Here is a 22206-nt window from a genome sequence, read left to right on the forward strand (position 1 = left end):
TTATCAACCCAATGCTAAATACTAGATTCAGTTGTTTGATTTTAATTTTGACAACTTTTGCAGAATAAAAGGACCGTTTGGCCTGATGAGCTTAGCTAACTCTAAAATTTCAATGGCCTTACTAATCTCTCCTTTGCTTTCGGCCTGCTTGGCTAGTTCACGAATCAATGGAATTTTCTCATCAAGCTCTAATAGTTTTTCGTTTGTATGGCTTAATAGAGAAAGCACATCTTGCTGCTCTAATGAAATAAGTGACTTCCCATCAACAGATACAGGTGTGATTCGTTTATACGTAAACCGTCCAATTCTAGACTCAATATACTCTAGCCCTTTATTAACATCATCACATTCTGATTGAGTCACACCAAATAAGATCTTTGTGGTATCCCCTGGTATGGAATTAATGATTTCAGAAAAAAGCATCGAGCGGTTGCTCCCCTTTTTACTAACCTCATTGTTCCAATTGGCAAACTTTAGTGCAGTGTCTGACAGAGACTCATTTTGTCTCAATTCGCGAATCGATACCGAGCTATTCAGCATGCAATTATTGACAAAATAGCTCATCAAACCATTTTTAATGGCTTCCTCAAAAATATGAAACCTTACATTTTCTAAGCCGAAAACAGAATCCAGTTTTTTGGGTATGTCTAAATATCGCTGCTTGAGAGATTTATTATATGACTGGTCAAGAAAGCCCGTACCGGAACGAACAATCTGCTTACAGTCAGACTGTTTCCAACTGATAGGCTCTCTAATAAAGTAATGAGTTTCAATATTATAGCCTAATGCCGTAAAGTACTTCTGCACTTTGATTAGCTCAGACTTTGAATACAAACTAATTTCTTCTGCAGAAATTACAGTTACTGGGTTCTTAATATTTGTGAATCGGCGTTCCCACTCCTTTGAACCGGAACATCCACTTTTGAAGAAATCTCTTAGCGAATACTTTCCGTGATATTCGTAAAAAGGTATAAATGCGACGCCTTTTTTCTTCAGACTGCCAGCTTCAGCCTCAAGAGAACGTTGAATTGTAGTCGTCCCAGTTTTGTGAGCACCTACGTGAAGTATCAGAGTTCTCTCTTGCTTGTCTGAACTTTGATTCACCTTCATACTCCTATTATCCAACCTGATTAGTGGTCTATTAAGGTTTCTTGTGTTTTTTACCACCTCGGTTCGTCGCTGACTTAGATGGCGATTCTGACCAGATAGCATAGTATTATAGTACTTAGCTATTCTCCGACGGACTTTAATCGTAGCTGCAAAGCTTTGTTCACTCAGAGACTGATCATAGAACTGTTGAAATGTATTCTTTACTGAACCATCCTTGTTCATAAGATCCGCAAATCCATGCCCAAGAAAGTTTGCCCTCAGTCTTGTCAGTCCTTTATATCTCTTAGCATGACAAGCATCCATGTAATGAAACGGATCATAGATAATGTAACCATTTAACTCAGACGCTGCACCATCACTGCAGGGGCCTTTCCAATCCAATGATCGCGCAAATTGATATCTTGTTTCAAAAGGTGCGAGATCTGAATTAAGGGTACTAATAGGGTAGTATAGTAGTACTCTTGAGTATTCTATTATATTGGCAAAACTGGATACGCCAAATGCCCCCATGGACATCCCATAGCCCAATATCTCTCCATATGAATTTATAACTGGCGCGGCACCTTTTATAAAATCAAGATACTTAGGGCTTCTGTACCAATTAGCTCTTCCAATGGATGCAAAACTGAGTACATTATCACCATACTTTCGAACGAACTTGTAGCCCCAGGGATCTAGGTCTGGATCAGCCTTGGTATCTCTAGAAATAATTGCATCTTTATCAGCAGTACCAAAGGTTACAATCAATCTATCAGATGCACTAGTAAAGTCCCACTTTACTAATACGTCGTCAACTACCAGAGTTCCCTTGGTATTCCTACCGATAGACTGGAATGGTTCCTTTCGACTAGAACACTCAGTAGAAGATAGTATCTTTGCTTTTCCCTGGCGTTCACTGAAGCGTTTTTTGGCGGAGCTAATGTACTGCGAGAACTCGGCCATGCTTTCATCTGAAAAGAAAGATTCAACAAGCTCTTTTTGGAGCTTATTGAGCTTGGTTCTCTCTTCGTCATTGACAATAAGTTTTTTTATACGCTCAAATAGATCCGCCACATTGACTGGAGAGAAGTTTCCTGCTAACCATCTAGATGCATCAGTTGAATCCTGTAAACCTACAACTGGAAGTCCATTTTCGATTGCCCAACGACTTCCTATACCGCCACCTGGTGCATATGGAACGTTCAAGAATATATCGCATGCTGACAAGTATTCCTGAAAATCATCGACATACTCCATGCATACGATTTTTCTTGCTGATATTAGATGATCCAATCTTTCATCAATCGAATAACATTCATACAGTGAAGACTGTCCAAGTATGTGCCATACAACGTTATTCTCACTAATGAAAGAGACAATTTCTCTTAAGATTTCTGGTTTTTTCTTGAGCTGTAAACCAATTCTATCCCTACTTAGCGCACTAACGATTACCGTGCTCTCTGCACCGATATCAGACTTACTCATATTGAATTTTTTGTCTGGCGTAGCTCCTTTGAATGGCATGTAGACTGCACTGTCAAGGAACGGAAGCTTTTTTAGATTATCGGCATGATTCAGAAAAACGAGATCGAACTTGGACTTGAATGGAATAAAGCGACTATTTGTTTGACAGAGAACAATAGGATAACTTTCAAATAGGACATTTGAAAGTGGCTCACACCCAATAGGCCCCGTAAATGTGACAACAAGGTTTGTATTTGATTTCTTCAGTAGCTCAATACACTTAGAGACATCTTTACTTCCAACAAAAACATCTTCATTTAGTACTGTAATTTTTTCCTCGTCACCTTTGGTGAGATGCTTATAGAGTTTGTTGACGCATTTACTTAATGATGTTTCATGTTTTCCATTGCGGTTGTCTAACGAAAATAGAATATTTACCTTTCTATGACCGCTTTCAATAAAACGCCTAACGGTACCTGCAACATAAGATGGAAAAGGATCCCTGTCACTACTAACAAACGAATTTAAAACAAGAGTTACTAGACCATCTTCTTTGTCTATTCTGACCAAAGAGCTAGTACTATTTTCTCTACAACGAATCCTCTCAGAAAGATTTTCTAAGAAATGTAAATTGGGATTTATCGAAGATGCGAGATTTACAAAATGCAAAGCCAAATCTGGATTTACATACTCATATTTTAGAGCCAGAGAGCGACAAAGCAAAGGAAGTGGAGTTCCTGCCGTTACCTTTGCCCTATCTTTTCCGGGATATCGCCGTCTTGAGAATAAACTATTATGTCCAACTTCAAATATATATCTTTGACAGGCTTCCGCTGCCACACTATCAGTGTCGACAAGGTTTTCTGCAAAATTTTTGCAGTGAGTTGCTAGTGATTTTCTATCTATAACTGTGACCATGTAAACGACTACATTATGTTTGAAGTTAACTAAACACTAAATAATACTAGAGCTATATAACTAGAGAAGCGGTCCATCAAGAAAGAGTATCAATTAACTTCAAGGGTTAACTTTAGGTAGGGGGAGATTGTCTTAGACGCTTAGCAACTCTACTCAATCTAGACTATGCTTGTTAATTTAATAACAAATTAGCAATGATCAATAGTCAACGGATAGACATATAGGGGAATTAACAAAATGCGAAAATAAAAATTTAGTGTCTATCGCAGTCATTCACTCGTTAGAGCCAATATGCCTTTAGAGTTTCAACTACCTTCTGCTTTTCATTATCCGTCATACCAAACCAAAGAGGTAGCCTAACAATTTTTGAACTTTCCAGTGTGGTAAATCTATCCTCACCGAAAAATGATGCGTACTTCAGTCCTGCAGGAGAGGAATGAAGCGGAACATAATGGAAAGGTGTTTCCACGCCATTTTCCTTCATGTACTTAATTAGCAGCTGTCTCTCTTGAGGCTGTTCAAGTTTAATGAAGAACATATGACCATTGTGCTCAATCTCTGGAGTATAAGACGGAAGAGAGAACGGTAAATTTTCTTTTGATAGGTTGTCGAAGTAGAAATTCCAAGTAGACTTTCTATCGATATTAATCTTGTCGGCCGACTCTAACTGTCCAAGTAGAAACGCTGCTTGGATTTCGGACATCAAGAAGCTACTGCCTTTGTCGACCCAGGTATACTTGTCTACCGTTCCCTCAATGAAATTGCGTCTATTGGTCCCTTTCTCTCTAAGGACGTGAGCTCTATCTCTGAAAGTAGCGTCATTAATAACTAGGCAACCGCCCTCTCCGCCAGAGGTATAGTTCTTGGTTGAGTGAAAGCTAAACGCAGAAAGGTGGCCTTTCGTGCCAACTGGCTCACCTTTGTATCTTGCCATCAGCGCTTGAGCAGCATCCTCAACGACATAAATGTTATGCCGCTCTGCAATGTCCATTAATCTACCCATGTCGCAAGAAACGCCTGCATAGTGAACGGGAACAATGGCTCGTGTTCGGTTAGTAATAGCCTGTTCAACCAACTCCACATCGATATTCATAGTGTTGGGATCAACATCGACAAATACGACTTTCGCACCGTGCATCAAAAAGGCATTTGCCGTGCTCACAAAAGTGTAGCTAGGTATAATTACCTCGTCGCCCTCTTTTATTCCAATCAACAGCGCTGACATTTCCAATGCTGCAGTGCATGAAGGCGTTAATAAGACTTCCGAATCAGACTCTAGTAATTCTGATATCAACAACTCACATCGCTTTGTATATTGCCCATCTCCGGCAAGATTTCTTTTGGAAATGGCGTCATTTATGTACTCTAACTCGTTTCCTGCAACTGATGCTTGTGTAAATTTGATCATTTTTAACCTACGAAATCTGTCCAATGCTGTATGTCTGCATATTTACTTACCCTTTCTACTTCGGGTCGATAAAGTTCTACAAGCCTGGTTCTCACGTTTTCTGTAGAGTATGCTTCTTTTTTGGATTCATTCAATTGGCGATTAGGAACTGAAATCAAATCCATATTGGAAGAAACACCAATGAACTCAAGGAGACCTACAAACTTCTCATGGTTTGAGACCAAGTCTTCAAGAATGGTCACGTATACGTTTTCCTTCCCGAAAACGGATACATAATACTCGATGTATTTTGAGTAGAATCCCCTTGACAGATAATCAAATGGGGATACTGAAGTGCTGAAGCTCTGCTTCACTTCTACGTCAGTGAAAAGTGCAGACTCAATATCTCTGCTCTCAAGCCCATTTTGCTTTGAGAAGAAATAATTGGAAATAGCTCTATCAACTGGGTTTCTCAAGCAAAAAACAATCTTTGCATCTGGGAAAGTATCCTTGATGTTTAGAGCCGCAGCCTCGGTTTCATAGTAACTGGTGCTTTTTTCACCTAGGCAACCATAAGTCAAGTCAAAGTACTTCGTTAAGTATTCTTGCTTATCGATTTCTTCTTTATCTTTTAAAAAGTACTTTGGCTCTGGCCTTACTGGCTTAGCCATACAAATTTCGTTATGGGAATCTAGTGCATCGTATAGCCAAGTAGTACCACACCTCTGCCCACCAACAATGAAGAAATTCATAACTTCAATTCCTACTTAGACCAAAGTTGATAGCGTTAATCAATCCGTTCCAGTAAAGCTTGGAAACCTTAAGGCTTTTAATTATATGATGATCAAAACCAATTGGAATATAATCATCATCAATTAGACCAGTGGAAACATTAATCGTTTCCTGGCTGATGTCATAATATTTGACGTCAACTTTTTCCAATCGTTTTCTTAGATTATCGTTAAACAATAGAGCCTGTTTAGTTCTTTCATGGTCACTAAACATTTCGGAATACATCTTCGTCTCTACTATCCCGACATCATCTATAAGTGACTTATTTTCAGATATGATTCGAGATGTGTACTTTGCCCATTTCTCATCATCGTAACAAAGAACAGGAAGATTAATTCCTTTTACCACAACCCTATTGTTCTCAATTGGTAGATGGTTGATGAATTCGATGTACGACGATATTAAATCTTCAAAGTACTGCTCGATGGTCAGTTTTTGCTTTTTTACGTACTTCCTGAAATAAAGACCAAGTTCAATGTCTACCTGACCAAATGCAAGAACTACAGTATCAGGCTTTGTTTCTTTTACTTTGTTGTATACTCTCGAGCGGATATTCAACGTCGACTTTTTACGACCAATACCTACTAGAGAAGAGCCATACGTAACGTTTATATCAAATCGAAACAAATTGATACCTGGAACAACAGTCTTGATCTGATCATTTAATGCAAAGTTCTCAGAGTGACTGTCTCCAAATATTATGACGTCTTGCTTACCGCTTCTTTCTTTGAACTTGTCTTTTGCAACATCAATTATCTTTTTAAGTTCGTCCGCTTTACCATTAATGACTTGTAACTGTTGGGACTTGTCATTAGATGCTACTGATGGAGGGTTGTACGCCAGTAAGCCCTTAGCTAGATCTTCACGAGAGCTAGAAATGTGAACGTCTCTATACACAGAATCCTCAACTTTTTGGCTAAAAGTAGCGCAAATTGTTGGGAACGCTTTATATATGTCTCTTGAAAAAATGTAAGAAGAAAACTCTGCACTAGCCCCGACGAACCTTAATACAACTCCTTCCAACTTTGATTCTAAATCTTTGACTTTATGGGCTCTGGCCACATTTATTTTGTCAAAAACATTACTGTCAATGCCGTCGGATTTCGCAAATAGTGCCTCAAGTTCATCCTTGATTTTCTTTATTGGAGTCACACCATTGTTTTTATAAAATGGTCTCCACTCATCCGTGACAATGATATTGACTTTTTTAATTTTCGGATTTATAACAGAACACAATGCATATGAGTACACAGTTTCTAGATGAACTGGAGTGTACTTCGCAAATATGATGGTTATTATATTGTCATTCAGGGTGTTACTATTTTTGAAGTTGGCATCAAGATTAGTATTGTTTTCAATTGTTATCTTCTTAGACGCAACGTTATTCCCTGCAATATTTACATTTTCTCTAGCTACCCTTTGGAGCCGATTAAAAGGGTTCCTCATTTTATGCTTCTTCCGTTATAGAAATAAGATACTTCCCGTATTCGTTTTTCATCATAGGTCTGGCTAACGCTTCTATCGACTCCTTAGATAACCATCCTTGATTGAACGCAATTTCTTCCAAACAGGCTATTTTGTAACCTTGACGCTTTTCAATAGTTTCTACGAAATGCGCTGCTTCCAACAAGCTTTCGTGTGTGCCAGTATCAAGCCACGCAAAACCACGCCCTAAGAGTCCAACGTTTAATTGGCCTCGCTCTAGGTATGCCTGATTTATACTGGTTATTTCCAGTTCGCCACGCTCTGATGGAGTAATGCCTTTGGCAATTTCTACGACATCGTTGTCATAGAAATACAGACCCGTTACTGCGAATTTAGATTTGGGATTAGCCGGTTTTTCTTCAATACTGATTGCACGTTTGTTTTCATCAAATTCAACAACACCAAATCGCTCGGGGTCCTTTACTTGGTAGCCAAAGACCGTCGCTCCCTCGGTTAGGTTTGCTGCAGACTTGAGCTTGGGTGAGAATCCTTGGCCATAAAAGATGTTATCGCCAAGTACCAGACATACAGGGTCCTTACCAATAAACTCTTCACCAATGATAAAAGCTTGAGCCAGCCCATCCGGGCTGGGCTGAACTGCGTACTCCAACGAGATGCCAAACTGTGAGCCGTCACCCAGCAACCGCACAAAACCGGCTTGATCTTCCGGAGTGGTAATGATTAAGACCTCCCGAATCCCGGCCAGCATCAAGACTGACAGAGGATAATAGATCATGGGCTTGTCATAGACCGGAAGTAGCTGCTTCGAAATCCCTTTGGTAATAGGGTAGAGGCGAGTTCCAGAACCGCCCGCAAGAATAATGCCTTTCACTGTTAGTGCCTCTTTACAACGTGCCCAAGCGTTCTCTGGTGTATGAACCATCCAGAACGCGACGCCACCAGGTTTCATTACTCAGGTACCATTCAACCGTTTTCCGAATACCGGACTCAAAGGTCTCTTCCGGTTTCCAGCCCAACTCTTGGGCGATCTTAGATGCATCGATGGCGTAACGGACATCGTGCCCGGGCCGATCTTTTACATAGGTGATCAGGTCTTGGTAATGCTCAATCCCATTAGGCTTCTGCGGCACCAGCTCTTCCAGGAGGTCACAGATAGTGCGTACAACGTCGATATTGGCTTTTTCATTATGCCCACCAATGTTGTAGGTTTCTCCAACCAACCCCTTGGTCAAAACCTGGTACAGCGCTCTTGCGTGATCTTCAACAAACAGCCAATCACGGATCTGTTGACCATCCCCGTATACCGGTAGCGGTTTCCCATCCAAAGCGTTCAAGATCATCAACGGGATGAGCTTCTCTGGAAAATGGAACGGACCATAGTTGTTGGAGCAATTAGTAACGACAACCGGTAACCCGTAGGTCCGCTGCCAGGCTCGAACCAGATGATCGCTTGATGCCTTTGAAGCTGAGTAAGGACTGGAGGGGGCATAGGGCGTTGTCTCGGTAAACAAAGCATCGGTACCTTCAAGGTCACCGAACACCTCATCCGTCGAGATATGGTGGAAGCGAAACGCAGCCTGTTTACTAGCATCGAGCCCAGACCAGTACTTGCGCGCAGCCTCAAGTAATGTATAGGTGCCCACGATGTTGGTCTGGATAAAATCTGCGGGGCCATCGATGGAGCGATCCACGTGGGATTCTGCCGCAAGATGCATTACAGCATCAGGGCAATACTGATTGAATATCCGCTCCATCTCATCTGCATCACAGATGTCTGCCCTTTCAAAGACATAACGTTCGCTCGCTTCAATACTAGCCAAAGAGTCCAGATTGCCAGCGTAAGTCAGCTTATCGATATTGATGATGGTGCTGGATGTGTCGTTGATAATGTGTCGAACAACGGCGGAGCCGATGAAGCCGGCACCGCCGGTAACAATAATAACCATGTTGATTTGACTGTCTCAAAGCTGTGGGAGTGAACCACACCGAAGGTTTTCGGTGTGCTCATTATATTTTTCTGTCTCTATCTCAGTTCTCTTGCTGTAGCAACGATGATTCGCCCAATGGCAAACAGCATCAGTATTACCGCGGAGAAAAGCGCAAGGTTATAGAGGACCTTGGGGTATTGATTGGATTCTGGTGACGTTGGTGATTCAACGATCATCAGGTACTTAAGCTGGCGATAAGCCTCGATCCGGGACTTCTCCAGTGACACCTCGGACGCCGTGTACGCCTGCAATGCCAACTCCAGCTCTACCTTAAACTCGGTGTACGTGGCTAACACTTCACTAACCGACGAAAGCTCTCCCAGCGCCAAACTACCCTCTTCTGAAGACTCATTGCGCCGTTGCAATGAAAGCCTGGAGCGCTCGTTCTCAAGTTGCGCCTCCAAAGCACGCACTTGTGACTGCAGCGTCATCACCTGTGGAGCCTCATCACTCATCACGCTGCGCAAGGACTTTAGTTCGGCCTTCTTTGACGCCAACTGTGACTCAAGAGAATAGGCAATCTGCTGCAACGCCATCCCCTCGGCTTCCGGGTCCAATAGGTTGTACTGCTGCTGAAAGCCCAGCAAGCGACGTTTTGCATTATCCAAACGGGACTCAATCAGTTGATGCTCGCCCCGGACAAAGGCCAACTGCTCGTTAGCCAGAGTGTGTCCGATGGAGTTGATGTACCACTCGGCTCGTTCAACGATGGCAACGTTAAGCTGATGAGCGAACTCCTCATCAAAGGCCTGCGCCAGCACCGTTATGACCGACGATTTCTCGTCAATTTCGACAGTGACATGGCTTTGATAGAAATCTAGGAAGTCTTCTTTGCTGGCTGTGGAACTTAGCCGTGAGAAGAGATCGGCACCGCTTTCAGTGTAATGCGTTCTCAGAGACAGCCGATCATCCAGGTAGCTGAGCATGTCGTCTGAATAGATGAAAGCTTGGACCAGTAAGGCATCGGTCGATGCCGGCGTGGACAACCCGAAACCGGACAACAGTGCCATGGACGGGTCCATTGCAGAAAGATCATTTGGCTGTTGAACGATAACCTGAGCTCGACTTTCATACCGCTCACTTGCCCAGACAAGTTGATAAAAGGCAAACAGCAGGATCGGTAACACCACTAATAAGAATGTGGGCGTTCTCATGCGCTCAATCAAACGGGAGGAAAAGGCTTTGTCCTGACTTCCAGACTCCTTTACCGTGGTCGACATCACTGGACCTTCTGACGGTTCGACATGTTTCGCATCAGCGCTTATTGGCACGACTTCGCCGGTTGAACTACTGGATTCAGAAGCCGGGTACCGTTTCTCTACCTCCTCACCCAAGCGTTTCAACTCCGCTCGAATACCTGGATTGCCAGGAGATAGGTTTCGGGCACGTTGCATCACCCTTCTAGCTAGAGCAACATCCTCGCCTTCGATTTTTAGAGCATATTCATAGAGCTTAAGTCCAGAGTTCCAAATATCTTTATCTAAGGTTCCCCCAAGCTTCACGAAGCGTTTTTCAATTAGTTTTATAGCCGTCTGCGTCATCGTCATAGCGCCTTGTAGTGAGCGATTCCGCGCTCTAGATCTTGATAAAACGTCATCTGCCCCTTGTGAAGAACGAGGGCGCTATCGCAAAATTGTCTGAGTTCACCCATATTGTGACTTACCATGATGACATTGGAGCTATGCCTTTTCGCCAGAAGAGCCCTTTTGGCCTTAGCTCGAAACTTTGCATCTCCAACGGATGTCACCTCATCAATCAAGTAAACATCAAAATCGATAGCGATAGAGCAAGCGAATGCCAAACGAGGCCTCATCCCGCTCGAGTAGGTTTTTACCGGAAGATCAAATCGCTTACCCAGGTCAGAAAACTCTTGCACCTTCTCAACATAGTCATCTAAGTCAACGACACCGTTAATCATGCCAATAAAACGAGTATTTTCTCTGCCCGTCATTTGTGGGTGAATACCTGTCGCTAATGCTACAGGCCAAGACAGATTCAGGTCGGTAATCACACGACCCTCGTTGGGGTACTCGCTGCCGGCGAGAAGACGAAACAGTGTCGATTTGCCCGCACCGTTGGAGCCAAGGATAGCCAGGTTATGGCCTGAAGGGATCTCGAAGTTTATCCGCTTAAAGATATACTGATTTCCTAACTTAGAAGGATAAAACTTAGTTAGGTTCTCTAGTTTTATCATCTACTTATCGCTTTTCGCCAGCTTATCCGGTAACAGCTGAGTGAAAAAAACAACATTGTAATAGCACTCAACCACAAATATTTTTGGCTAACCCCGACAGCACCAAAGGTTCCATAAGCAGCTTGCCTGGACAATTCAATTGCATGCAAAATAGGGTTCCAGTTTAAATACTGCCAGTATTCTGGAGACACATCCTGAAGAGAGAAAAACACACCAGAAATAAAGAATAACGGCCTGGTCGCCATATTCAGTAGTTTTTCCGTTTCTGGTATATAACACCTCAGAAGCGCCATCAGGAGTCCAAATGACGATGCAAAAATCGCAAGGGCAACAAAGTTTCCGATAAGAAGCAAGGCATTATCCAGTCTTATCTCAATCATCAGAAAAAACATCACTGTCCAGATGACCAATAAAACGACTATCTTTACCAATGCTTCAAATATTGTTGTCGCTAACCAGCTACTGATTGGTTGAACCTGACGAAATGCAAATAGAGCCTTGTTTTTCTTTATTGTTTTAGCACATGAGTTCAGCATAGTTAGAAACAGCTGAATCATAACCATGCCATACACCATGAAGGCAAAAGTCGGCATCGTGTGAGTTTCACCACCGTCCAACCTTCCACGAATAAAGGAAAGCACAAAGATGAAGACTACAGGGCTAGCGACAGCCCAGCTAATACCAAACTTGTCATTAAACCCTGTTCGGATCTCCCGAACGAACAGGGCAAAGATGACGTCCTTCCAGATTACCCAGCTGTTTCTCTTGATGACCGTTGCCATAACTAACCTCAGTTAACGGCGACGTTAGCGGCCACAGCAATCTGGTAGATGATCTGAGTGATGTCCTTCACTGCCTGCATGGTTTTAGCATCGACGCGGGGCAACACCAGGATTTGGTCACCCGGCTGCAGAGCACCGGTGTAGTTTGTGTCGATCATGCCATTGGGATGGATCACCATGATCTGTTCGTAATTAGCCCGCTCGGTGTAGCCGCCAGCCCAGGCGATGTAGTCCTTAACCTTAGCGTTGGGATTAGCTACCACCGCTTGGGGCATTATCACTTCACCGCCGATGTGAACCAGATCGGTTTTAGAAGGGATCCAGACGATATCCCCTTGCTCCAGCAGGATATTGGCCACTTTACCATTGTCGGCAACAACCACCTTACCCAGAGGCTCAATCTGGCGGGCACGCTCGGTAAACTCCAGCACCATGCGCGCTTCCTCGGCACGAATACGTGCTTCGCCATCAGAAGACGCCGGGGCGGTAAACACGCTTCGCTCCAACCGCTGAAGGGATTGATCAATCATCTCCTTCTGCTTCTCCGCCACGCTCTGACGTTGAACATAGACGTTGCTGAAATCCGCCAGGCCGGGATCGACCTCGATATGCGCCAACAGATCATGCAGGCGAGTATCACGCTTCACTGCGAAGTAAGAGGGGCCCAGGTAACTGCCCTGAACCTGGATATCGAACACTTGAGCGCGCAGATCGTCGTTAAACAACAAACGATCCCCATCGCGCAGTTCGTAGTCCTCAAACGCCTTGTAGGGCAGGTAAACGGAGAACGGGCCGCTGGCACGATCGCCAGCAATGCCCACGTGAGAGGCTTTGGCCAGCGGGCGCGCGTACTTGGCCAGTTCATCGCCAGTAGCCGCATCCCCCGAAAACTCGAAGCGGAACGGGTTTCTTACCGCCCCGGCCACCAATACCGTCGCCTGCTGCTTCTTGACCAGAATAACGTCGTTATCCTTAAAGTTGATCCGCGGCAGTCTGCCTTCTAGCAGGAAATCGTAGAGATCGATGTTGGCAATGGCCTGTCCATTTCGGCGTACCTCGATGGTACGGTAGCTGCCCCGCTCGGCATCGATGCCACCGGCACGCTTGAGGAAGTACAGCGGGCTGTCTGAGGCCATACCGGCGTACTGACCAGGGCGCAGAACGCTGCCCGTCACGAACACCGACACCGGTGTAGCGGTCAGCAGGTTGACGTAGATGTTCACATCGCTCTTGTAGACGCGTTTGATCTGCGAGGTAACGTAGTCGTTAACCGCCGACGCTTTCACGTTCGCCACCTGAACGGGGCCAATGTTCTTGATAAAGATGTTGCCCTGGTTATCTACAGTCACCACTTCGCCTTGGTTGACCGCGCCCCACACCCAGATGCTGATCTTATCGCCAGGGGCGATCAGATAGTCCTCGTTGAGGCCGTCAAAACGCTCGGTTTCATAACCTCCAGCAAACAGATTGGCACCGTACGGCGGCGGGAGCCCCTCCTCAGGTGGAGGCAGCAGCGCATCAGGGCTCAATTGACCTGGCAGCATCGGCACTTGGCCCTGAGAAAGAGCAGCCTGCTGGGCATTAGCCGACATTCCCTGAGCCGGCAATTGGGTATTGGAGGCTTGGGCTGCAGCGGCTAACGAGGGGTCCAGGGTATTGGCGTACGCCCCCCCCACAAACAACAAAGACAGGCATGCGGCCTGTCTGAACAATTTGGTCATTCTTGTCATATCAATAAGTGGCATTGAATATCAGCTCTGAGTCCGAGCGGTCCGCAATCTCAGGTACCAACAACCAGCGCGATCCCTGCTGGCATGCAATGCGCTGTTGAGACTGAGATGAGTTCGTGTCCGTCACCAACAGTTCCCAACACGAGCCCCCTAAGGCCGATGTGTAGGAACGTCCAACCTCAACCAGGTAGTTGCCGTGGTGGAACTGATGACCCAGTTGAGCACTGTCGAGCCGTGAGGCTACCTCGGTGGGAAGCTCCTGGGCGCTGCCGGACAGTTTAACCTGTTCAACCAGGGGAACCATGGCGCTGACCTGCGGTGGAGCGGAGGAACAACCAGCCAAGAAAAACCCAAGCAGAGCGGCTGGCAATAGCTTTATTTGCTTAATTCTAATCATTCAATTCAATCTAGGTTGCGAGGGTAAATCAGTTGATCCCTCTCATGCGACGGTGCCAGCTGGCCAGCTGCCAGGCATGCTGGATACCCCAGCAGTATGCAGCAAAGATAGCGAGGAACATCAGCAGCATAATCCATTCGCTGATCTCCATAAGCTCACCAATGATACCTATCGAAGCCAACACCATGGCACCAAAAGAGATAATGAGCAGGGCTTGCTTTTGGGTGAACCCCATCCGCAGGAAGATGTGATGCAGGTGCTGGCGATCAGCCAGGAAAGGACTCTTTCCCTGACGGATCCGTCGATACATGATGGACACCATATCCATCAGCGGAAAAGCGATGATCCACAGTGCCGTTACCGGCCGGAAACTGGGTTCAGTCCCCTGGCTGCCAACCACTAACAGCCAGACAACGCTGAAACCGATCACCATGGCGCCGGCGTCGCCCATGAAGATCTTCTTCAGGCGCAAGCGAGACCAGCTGTAGTTGAACATCAGGTAGGCAGCGATGCCACCGATGTAGATAAGCGCCATCAATGACCAGGGGTTACCGGTCAGATCCATCATAAAGGCGATGGCGCCAAAGGCGATGAGGCTGAGCGCGCCCGCCAAACCATCGATCCCATCCACCATATTGAAGGCATTGATGGCACCAATCACTGCAATGATGGTCAAGGTCGGGCCAAACCAGCCTGTATCCACCTGACCTAGCGAGACCAGATCACCAAGCTGACCAAGGTAGAGACCCGCACCAAACACCATCATGGCTGACGCCAGGGTCTGGCTGAAAAGTCGGTAAGACACCTTCAGGTTATAGCGGTCATCCAGGACACCGATGAACAGCATCATCACCGAGGCCATCAGGTAGAGGCGTAGCTCGATGCTGTCCGGTGCGAACAGCAGTAATGAGGACATTGCTGAAAAGAAGATGGCGATGCCGCCCACCAAGGGGACAGCGCCCTGGTGGGTCTTGCGGCCCCCGGGGTGATCGACCAATCCATATCGAACTGCCAGTGGCTTCCCAGCCCGGATAAAAAAGCAGCTCAAGGCAAAAGCGCAGAGCGTCGGTAAAACGCCCACGTAGATAAAGTTGTCCATATTCGGCTACTGCTACGATTCTTCGTGATGGCGAACGCGCGAAAGGCAAAGAGAGTGTGCCCTATTTGCTCGCGCTTTGCAGCTAGTGTGAGCGACCGAACAAAACTCTTCCTTAAGTCCGTTTCGGTCACAAACTGCAATACTGCGGTAACAACCCCAAAAACACAAGTACTTACTTACCTGCAAGGCCTTGATTTTTATGGGCTCAGAAAAACGAGTTACTTTCTTTTAGATACGCTCACGCCCCTGGGTTACTGGCTCCCAAACAGCGTCAAAGCAACAAATGCATTCGTATCGAGGGGGTAGCCGGATACTTCCAGCCGCCCCTATTTTGTCATAAGCGGCCGAAGGACAGGTTATCCATACTCAGCCGCTGCTGTTTCCCCAGCAACTGCAGCAGCAGCATGCTTCTGGTCTCACCGTCAGGCTCTGCGTATACCGCTTCCAACTCGGCAAAGGGGCCTTCCAAGATCCGTACGCGATCACCTACCTCAGGCAGGTCACGCATACTGCTGGAAGCGACGTCGCGCTGTCGCAACGACACCACCAAAGAGGTTTCGACAGGCGTTATCTGCCCATCGGTCTTAACCAATGAGGAAACCCCGGGAACAGAGCGGATAGAGCGAATGGGCGTAATGTGGGGATCAAACCTGACGAACAGGTAATTCGGAAACAGCGGTTGCAGCTCCTTGACCCGCTTACCGCCTTTGAGACGTTCGACTTCGGTCTCCGGCAGGAAGCAGGCGATCTGGCGCTGCTCCAGGTGCATCTTTGCAGTGGCTTCTTGTTTGCCTTTGCAATAGAGCAAGTACCAGCCTTGCATCCACACCTCCCCGATTTAGACCTACCATTCGTGCTATCACAGTCCCTGTTAGCGCCTCGCATGATACCAGTGCGGGGTGGTGAAGCAAGAGCTCAGACCTGCTGAACGGAACCTAAACGAATAAATGTCGAGCCATCGGTCAGTGTATTCCTCAGCGCCCTTAGAATCGAGCATTTTTCCTACAGACAGAGGGCCTGTAACGTCCACTCGACTTGCCATCGCAGCACAAATGACACCCCTCACTTTCAATTGTGCAACATAATCGCTAAGGTGAGCACACACGCCCCGCCCTACGTGGATGGAAAGGGGTCAATCTTCATCCGGGGCCCAGCCCCCCTGCGACTTAATAAGTACAAGACGTCAAGGTAAGCGCACTCATGAGCTCACACAATTTCGACCGGGGCGAATTCCTCGGTCATCCCAAAGGCCTATTCCTACTATTCACCACCGAACTCTGGGAGCGCTTCAGCTACTATGCGATGCGCGCCATCCTGGTGCTTTATTTGGTGGATAAGGTCAGCAACGACGGCGGCCACGGTCTTGGCTGGACCCAAGCCGACGCCCTCTCTCTCTATGGCACCTTCACCGGCCTGGTTTACCTGACACCGCTGATTGGCGGCTGGTTGGCCGATAACTACCTGGGCCAGCGTAAGGCGATCCTCATCGGTGGTGCCTTGATGGCCATTGGCCAGTTCCTGCTCGGCACGCCCCATGCCTGGGTGCCGGGTATGGAGATCACCGTGTTCTACCTCGGCCTGGGCACCCTGATTTTGGGTAACGGCCTGTTCAAGCCGAACATCTCTACCATGGTGGGCGATCTCTACCAGGAAGGTGACCATCGTCGCGATGGTGCCTTCACCATCTTCTATATGGGCATCAACATCGGCGCCGCCATGTCAGCGATCCTGGTGGGCTCCGTGGTGAAGGCCTACGGTGGTAACTTCCAGGCCGGCTTTGTTCTGGCCGGTGTCGGTATGGTGCTCTCCCTGATCATCCAGGCGATCTGGGCTAAGAAGTTACTGGGCGACATCGGTACCGTGCCGGCGGCCAAGCTTCAGCAGGCCAAGCAGAAGAGCAGCAAGAAAGAACCGCTTACCTCCGAGGAGCGCGATCGCATCAAGGTGATCATGGTGATGGGCCTGTTCACCATCATTTTCTGGGCTGGCTTCGAGCAGGCCGGCGGCCTGATGAACCTGTTCACCAACGAATTCACCGATCGAATGATCGGCAGCTGGGAGGTCCCCACCGCCTGGTTCCAGTCCTTGAACGCCATCTTCATCGTGGTATTCGCCCCGGTGATCGCCTCCATCTGGGTGCGTATGGGCGACAGAGAGCCTAATTCGCCGGTGAAGTTTGCCCTTGGCCTGGTGCTGCTGGCCATCGGCTTCCTGTTCATGATCGGTGCCGTGATGGAGATGGGTGGCGACCCCAGTGCCAAATCCTCCATGTGGTGGCTGGTGGGCGCTTACTTCTTTCACACCATGGGCGAGCTGTGCCTCTCTCCCATCGGTCTGTCGATGGTGACCAAGCTGGCGCCGCTGCGTATCGCCTCACTGATGATGGGGGCCTGGTTCCTGTTCATTGCTGCGGCCAACTACATTGGCGGCATCGTCGGTTCCTTTATTGGCCACGGTGGTGCCAAAGAGGAGCAACTGGCCAACGCGCTTGGGATCTTCGCCGGCATCGCCATCACCGCCGTCCTGTCCGGCATCCTCCTTTACTTCATGTCCAACAAGCTGGTGGACTGGATGCATGGGGCCGAAGACGGCCACCACAAGGACGAGCTGGAAGCATTGGAAGAAGAGGTGGCCGTTACCGCCGAGCACGAAGCGATGCCTCGCAACTGATCATCTTCCACTACAAAGAAAAAGCCGGCACGACTGCCGGCTTTTTTGTTTTCTCAATGATTGCTCTCTAAGCAGAGGCCTTCAGCTGCACGCAGCTGCCCTCCACCGCCCCCTCGTTCAACCCGGTGAAGCGATCTGCCAGCAGATCATCACGCACCTGCTCCTCCCCCTCCATCAGCACTAGGGCCTGGCCCGGCTCCAGGTGACGGAAGTGGCTGTGAGGCCGCGCCTGGCTATTAAGGCCAATCGGTTGGGTATCCGGCAGCATCACCCGGGACAACCACTCCTCGCTGCGTAGGTAAATTTTAAGCTCTGAGCCCGCCCGGCCAATGGCGACACGACGGGTGCGGCGATCAAACACCAGGTAGGCCATCTCCAGGGCGCAGTTCAGGCCGGATTTCACCAACTGCTCGTTGAGATAGCACAACATGGTAAAGGGCTCGAGCACCGCTGTGCTGCCCCCTTGGCGATAGCGCTTGAGCTTTTGATTGAAGAAGCTGCGGATAAGTACGCTGACGAAGGCCCCCATGTTGCCCGCCGGGGTGACCTTGGCCAGGTAGGCGCAGTAATGATTGTCGCCGCATTCAAAGCCGTCGCAGAGGCGATCGCTCACCGGCTCATTCTTATAGAGGTTGTAGGCAAACTCGCAGCTTTGCCACACCACTTCCGGTTTGGGGAAAAGTTGTGCCTGCACCATCTGCGCAGTGTGAGGGTCGCTTTTGAGCGCCTCGATGTTGTCGGACATCGCCAGGGTCTGGCTGGGGTCTTCCCACTCGGTGCCCACGCTGTTGGTGGCCTCCGGCGGCTCCAGTCCACCAGACTCACGCAGGCAGTCCAGCATGGCGTTTTGCAGGATGCGCAGATCAGACAGCGGCTTCATCAGGTAGTCCCAGGCGCCATTGCGCAGGGCATCCACCACGTCGGACATCGCCTTGTTAGCGGTAATGACGATGCTGGGTACCTGCGGGGCAATATCCGCCAATCGAGTCAGCAGCTCCAACCCGCCCATGCGCGGCATCCCCAGATCTACCAGCGCCAAATCCGGTTGCTGGGCTTGGAATCGCTCCAGCCCCTGCTGACCGTCTTCGGCCTCGTCCACTACCATTCCTTGCTGGCGGCAATAATCTCCCACCAGTTGTCGAAACACCGGATCGTCTTCGACAATCAACACTCGAATGCCTTGCAACTCCATGACACCCCCAATCGTTTTGACGCGTTCTCGTTATTCTTCGTCTAAGTCGTCCAAGTAATCGTCCAACCAGGCCTCGTCGTCTTCCTCGGGCAGGGGCGGATTACCGTCGTAAAGCTGAAACTCGATGTACTGAAAATAGGCCTCCTTGGTGAACGCGTAGGGATCCAAGGAGTTATCCAGCAGCGCCTCTTGGTCGATCAATTTCGAGCGTGTCGCCAGACCATCCAGGGCCCAGCGAGCGCTCAGCTGCCAGAAATTCATCAGGCTATAGGGGAAGTAGAGGCGATCGACAAAATCGCCGGCCTCCTCCCGCAACGAACTTGGCCCCAGCACCGGCAACATCAGGTAAGGGCCATCTGGCACCCCCCAATACCCCAGTACCTCACCAAACTCATCCTGCTTGCGTGGCAGCCCCATGTCCGAGGCGATGTCCATCAGACCCGCCACGCCCACGGTGCTGTTGATCAGAAAGCGGGCGGTGGCGTTCGCCGCCCACTCCGGTTTCAATTGAAGTAGATTGTTAACCGCACTGAAAGGTTCATCCAGATTGCGGATAAAATTCTCTACCCCCTTCTGACCCGGCTCCGGCACCACATCCACGTAGGTGTGGATCACCGGACGCAACACGTAGCGATCCAGGCCATAGTTAAAATCCCAGATAGCCCGGTTTATTGGCTCCAGTGGGTCTCGCGGATCTTTGTACTCCACCGTGATCCCCAGAGCCTCGTCGCTCTCGCCGTCTGCCAGTACCGTCAGCGGCCACAGCACGCTCACCAGCAAGATGGTCCATCTCGACACCGTCACTCCCTTTCTCCTAAACCTATCAGCCCTCCTGGCCGATATAGATATGTGGGCACTCTCGCCCAATATCAAACTGTTATCTTAAGCTTACCAGTTCATTTACAAAGGGTAAGGGTTAACCTCAGCCGATTGCACCTCGATGGCCACTCCACCAATACTCCATTCAGCCCCGATACAGCCAGCGGCGACCAACACCAGCGCGCTCTCCACCCTGCTGGTGCAACAGGCAACGGCTCAAGGTAACCAGCTGTTATTGCATCATAATGGCCAGGCGAGGCCACTTCCCGCCGTGCTCAAGGGCCAGCCTTTCGTGGTGCAGACACAACCTGGCCAGCTGGTTGCTCGTACGCTGCAAAGCAGCAACCAGACCATCCGGGCCGGCGAACTGCCCACTGTCTTGGTCCAGCGACTGCAAACGCTGCTGCCCACCCCAGACCGACTGCTACCGCTAACACGCAGCGCCCAGGGGCAGGCCCAGTTGCCCAGTTCCGGTGCTCCTCAGCCCCTGCCTGTACCCCTGCCACCCAAGGGTGATTGGGCGCTGCGTCGCCAAGCGGGAAACCCAGCGCTGTTCCAACTGGTGCGCCTGGGCGTACCCGTGCCGTTACCCTCCCCTCTCCCACAGGCGCCAGGTACGGGCCCACAGGCGCCGGGTACGGCCGCAACGACAGCCGCTGGCCTCAGCGCCAATCCTTCACAAGCCGTGGCAACCGAGCCCGGTGCTCAGCTACGGCCCCTGGAGAACAGTGCCTCACCGCTTATCCAGGTGTTGCAGCGCTTCCTCGCCCCGCAGATGGGTCAAAGCGGAATGACCACCCTGCCCCTGCCCAGTCTGGCCCAGTTGGCCAATCCGGTGCTGTTGAGCCTCATGGTGCAACAACTGGGTCGCTTTCCCGCCAGCGTGAGCGTACCGCCGCCGCTGGGGCCCTTGGCGGCCAGTTGGCAGCGTCTGCTTGGAGTACGACCACGCAACCCGGGCTTAGCGGATGATGACGATCTCAGCGCTCTGTCCGGCAGCGAACGCCGGCAACTGCTGCACCAACTGGCGCCGATGATGAAGTCCTTGAGTGATTTTCAGCAGCAAAGCCAAAGCGACAGTGAGCACCCACTGCTGTTTCTGGCCCTACCCTACGGTCAGGAGAGTCAGCAGCGCACCCTGCAGCTGTCGCTGCAGAGCATGCCCGCCGATGAGAAAAGCCACCAGAAGGCCTGGCTGCTGGCACTGCGGTTCGAGCTGGATCCGGGGGCTTTGTTGGTCAAGGCCCGTTACTTCAATCAGACCTTGGCGCTGGATTTGACCGCCAGCAATCGGGCGGTCAAACACAAAGCCGAAACCCACCAGCACGCCCTAACCGAGCGTTTCGCCGAGATGTCGATGGCACTAAACCAGTGGCAGTGCCGAGTGGGGACTGTGCCCGAGGAGCTGCCCAAGGGCCAGAGGATCCTAACCTATGAGCGATAGCCCCAAGCAGGCCACCGCGCTGCATTACGACGGACAGCAGGCCCCCACCGTCACCGCCCAGGGCAGCGGCGTCACCGCCGAGCAGATTGAGGCGCTGGCCCGGGAGCATGGGGTGATGATCCACCATGACCCGCAGCTGGCCGAACTGCTCGGCCAGCTGGAGCTGGGCCAGCAGATCCCCCCGCAGCTCTACCTGGTGATCGCCGAGCTCATCGCTTACGCCTACCTGCTGGAGGGGCGTTTTCCCGAGCAGTGGCACAACATCCATCAGCGGATCCAGACCAAGGCGTAGTCTGCCGCTGTTCCCCGAGGGCGAATCAAGCTAACGGGTGTGGATATACTGGCGGTCGATGCCAAAGCTGCTGGCGGCCTCTTCGATGGCCTGACCCACCGATTCCGCACTCAACGCCACCTCCTCGCTATGGAAGCTGTCGTTACTGGCCTCATCCCAAAACACCAGGCGGGCATGCCACTGGCGCGCGCCTGTCACCGCATGGAAAAGCTCCACGTTGGCATGATGCTGAGCCATCAGTTCCTCCTTACTCTCCAGTCCTTACTCTCTGCTCATTGAACTAAGTATCGACAGCCTAGCTGAGCTGTTCCAGTGCCAATCTCCTACCGATATCAGCCCTTGGAATGGCCAAAAGTATGAGAAAAGGGCGATGTCACTCGAACTGCAATCATGAAAAATAATGAGTGTATTCAATCTTCTCTAAGGGCAAACCTTCCGCGAGGGAGGGACGCAAAGCGACAGCACTGCCACTGCAGTGGGCTGCGCCACTGAGCATTCATGAC

General features: G+C 49.4%; 18 protein-coding genes and 1 riboswitch. Of the genes, 3 read left to right on the forward strand and 15 right to left on the reverse strand.

Going from position 1 to position 22206, the window contains the following annotated elements; genetic code table 11:
• Nucleotides 1–27: 27 nt before the first annotated feature.
• From BUC04_RS23665 to rfaH, 12 genes are all read right to left on the reverse strand, one after another.
• Nucleotides 28–3471, reverse strand: a complete 3444-nt coding sequence (locus BUC04_RS23665) for a glycosyltransferase family protein (protein WP_143165683.1) — start codon at nt 3469–3471, stop codon at nt 28–30.
• Nucleotides 3472–3751: 280 nt separating this feature from the next.
• Entirely contained in the window at nt 3752–4879 is a 1128-nt protein-coding gene (gene rffA, locus BUC04_RS10950) for a dTDP-4-amino-4,6-dideoxygalactose transaminase (protein ID WP_067656725.1), read from the reverse strand.
• A gap of 2 nt (nt 4880–4881) precedes the next feature.
• Nucleotides 4882–5610 (reverse strand): sulfotransferase family protein, encoded by a 729-nt coding sequence (locus BUC04_RS10955; RefSeq protein ID WP_067656728.1) that lies wholly within the window; start codon nt 5608–5610, stop codon nt 4882–4884.
• Between the two features lie 4 nt (nt 5611–5614).
• Nucleotides 5615–7096 carry a hypothetical protein gene (locus BUC04_RS10960; protein WP_067656731.1) on the reverse strand — a complete coding sequence of 494 codons (1482 nt, stop codon included), beginning with the start codon at nt 7094–7096 and terminating at the stop codon, nt 5615–5617.
• 1 nt (nt 7097) lies between these two features.
• On the reverse strand, nt 7098–7967 hold the full coding sequence (gene rfbA, locus BUC04_RS10965) for a glucose-1-phosphate thymidylyltransferase RfbA (RefSeq protein ID WP_200804681.1): 870 nt from the start codon (nt 7965–7967) through the stop codon (nt 7098–7100).
• A 13-nt stretch (nt 7968–7980) separates the two neighbouring features.
• Nucleotides 7981–9042, reverse strand: a complete 1062-nt coding sequence (rfbB, locus tag BUC04_RS10970) for a dTDP-glucose 4,6-dehydratase (protein WP_067656737.1) — start codon at nt 9040–9042, stop codon at nt 7981–7983.
• 77 nt (nt 9043–9119) lie between these two features.
• Nucleotides 9120–10625 carry a KpsE/RkpR family capsule polysaccharide export protein gene (locus BUC04_RS10975; protein WP_067656739.1) on the reverse strand — a complete coding sequence of 502 codons (1506 nt, stop codon included), beginning with the start codon at nt 10623–10625 and terminating at the stop codon, nt 9120–9122.
• A 2-nt stretch (nt 10626–10627) separates the two neighbouring features.
• A complete protein-coding gene (locus BUC04_RS10980) occupies nt 10628–11278 on the reverse strand; it encodes an ABC transporter ATP-binding protein (protein ID WP_067656742.1) in 651 nt (216 codons plus the stop codon).
• Nucleotides 11275–12060, reverse strand: coding sequence for an ABC transporter permease (locus tag BUC04_RS10985; protein WP_067656745.1), 786 nt, complete (start codon nt 12058–12060; stop codon nt 11275–11277). The genes BUC04_RS10980 and BUC04_RS10985 overlap by 4 nt, the downstream gene beginning before the upstream one ends.
• A gap of 8 nt (nt 12061–12068) precedes the next feature.
• Entirely contained in the window at nt 12069–13790 is a 1722-nt protein-coding gene (locus tag BUC04_RS10990; protein WP_082766573.1) for a polysaccharide biosynthesis/export family protein, read from the reverse strand.
• Between the two features lie 425 nt (nt 13791–14215).
• A complete protein-coding gene (gene wecA / locus BUC04_RS11000; RefSeq protein WP_067656754.1) occupies nt 14216–15286 on the reverse strand; it encodes a UDP-N-acetylglucosamine--undecaprenyl-phosphate N-acetylglucosaminephosphotransferase in 1071 nt (356 codons plus the stop codon).
• 334 nt (nt 15287–15620) lie between these two features.
• The gene (gene rfaH / locus BUC04_RS11005; protein WP_067656757.1) at nt 15621–16109 is read right to left on the reverse strand and encodes a transcription/translation regulatory transformer protein RfaH; all 489 of its coding nucleotides are present in this window, start codon (nt 16107–16109) and stop codon (nt 15621–15623) included.
• A 377-nt stretch (nt 16110–16486) separates the two neighbouring features.
• Here rfaH and BUC04_RS11010 point away from each other — a divergent pair, with 377 nt between their 5' ends.
• A complete protein-coding gene (locus BUC04_RS11010; protein WP_067656760.1) occupies nt 16487–17956 on the forward strand; it encodes a peptide MFS transporter in 1470 nt (489 codons plus the stop codon).
• A gap of 67 nt (nt 17957–18023) precedes the next feature.
• Here the strand turns inward: BUC04_RS11010 and BUC04_RS11015 are convergent, their stop codons facing one another.
• Together BUC04_RS11015 and BUC04_RS11020 are read right to left on the reverse strand one after the other, a co-directional pair.
• Nucleotides 18024–19148, reverse strand: a complete 1125-nt coding sequence (locus BUC04_RS11015; protein WP_067656763.1) for a response regulator — start codon at nt 19146–19148, stop codon at nt 18024–18026.
• Nucleotides 19149–19178: 30 nt separating this feature from the next.
• Nucleotides 19179–19946 (reverse strand): MlaA family lipoprotein, encoded by a 768-nt coding sequence (locus BUC04_RS11020; RefSeq protein ID WP_067656984.1) that lies wholly within the window; start codon nt 19944–19946, stop codon nt 19179–19181.
• 142 nt (nt 19947–20088) lie between these two features.
• On the opposite strand from BUC04_RS11020, the gene BUC04_RS11025 reads away from it, so the two are divergent.
• Together BUC04_RS11025 and BUC04_RS11030 are read left to right on the forward strand one after the other, a co-directional pair.
• On the forward strand, nt 20089–21411 hold the full coding sequence (locus BUC04_RS11025; RefSeq protein ID WP_143165685.1) for a hypothetical protein: 1323 nt from the start codon (nt 20089–20091) through the stop codon (nt 21409–21411).
• Complete coding sequence (locus tag BUC04_RS11030) at nt 21401–21703, forward strand: EscU/YscU/HrcU family type III secretion system export apparatus switch protein (protein ID WP_067656769.1); 303 nt, start codon at nt 21401–21403, stop codon at nt 21701–21703. The genes BUC04_RS11025 and BUC04_RS11030 overlap by 11 nt, the downstream gene beginning before the upstream one ends.
• A 30-nt stretch (nt 21704–21733) precedes the next feature.
• Here BUC04_RS11030 and BUC04_RS11035 read toward each other — a convergent pair whose 3' ends face one another.
• A complete protein-coding gene (locus BUC04_RS11035; protein ID WP_067656772.1) occupies nt 21734–21940 on the reverse strand; it encodes a hypothetical protein in 207 nt (68 codons plus the stop codon).
• A 178-nt stretch (nt 21941–22118) separates the two neighbouring features.
• Nucleotides 22119–22196: riboswitch (cyclic di-GMP riboswitch) on the forward strand.
• Nucleotides 22197–22206 lie beyond the last annotated feature (10 nt).

This window comes from Ferrimonas marina (genome assembly GCF_900129905.1).
GTDB classification, from domain to species: Bacteria; Pseudomonadota; Gammaproteobacteria; order Enterobacterales; family Shewanellaceae; genus Ferrimonas; species Ferrimonas marina.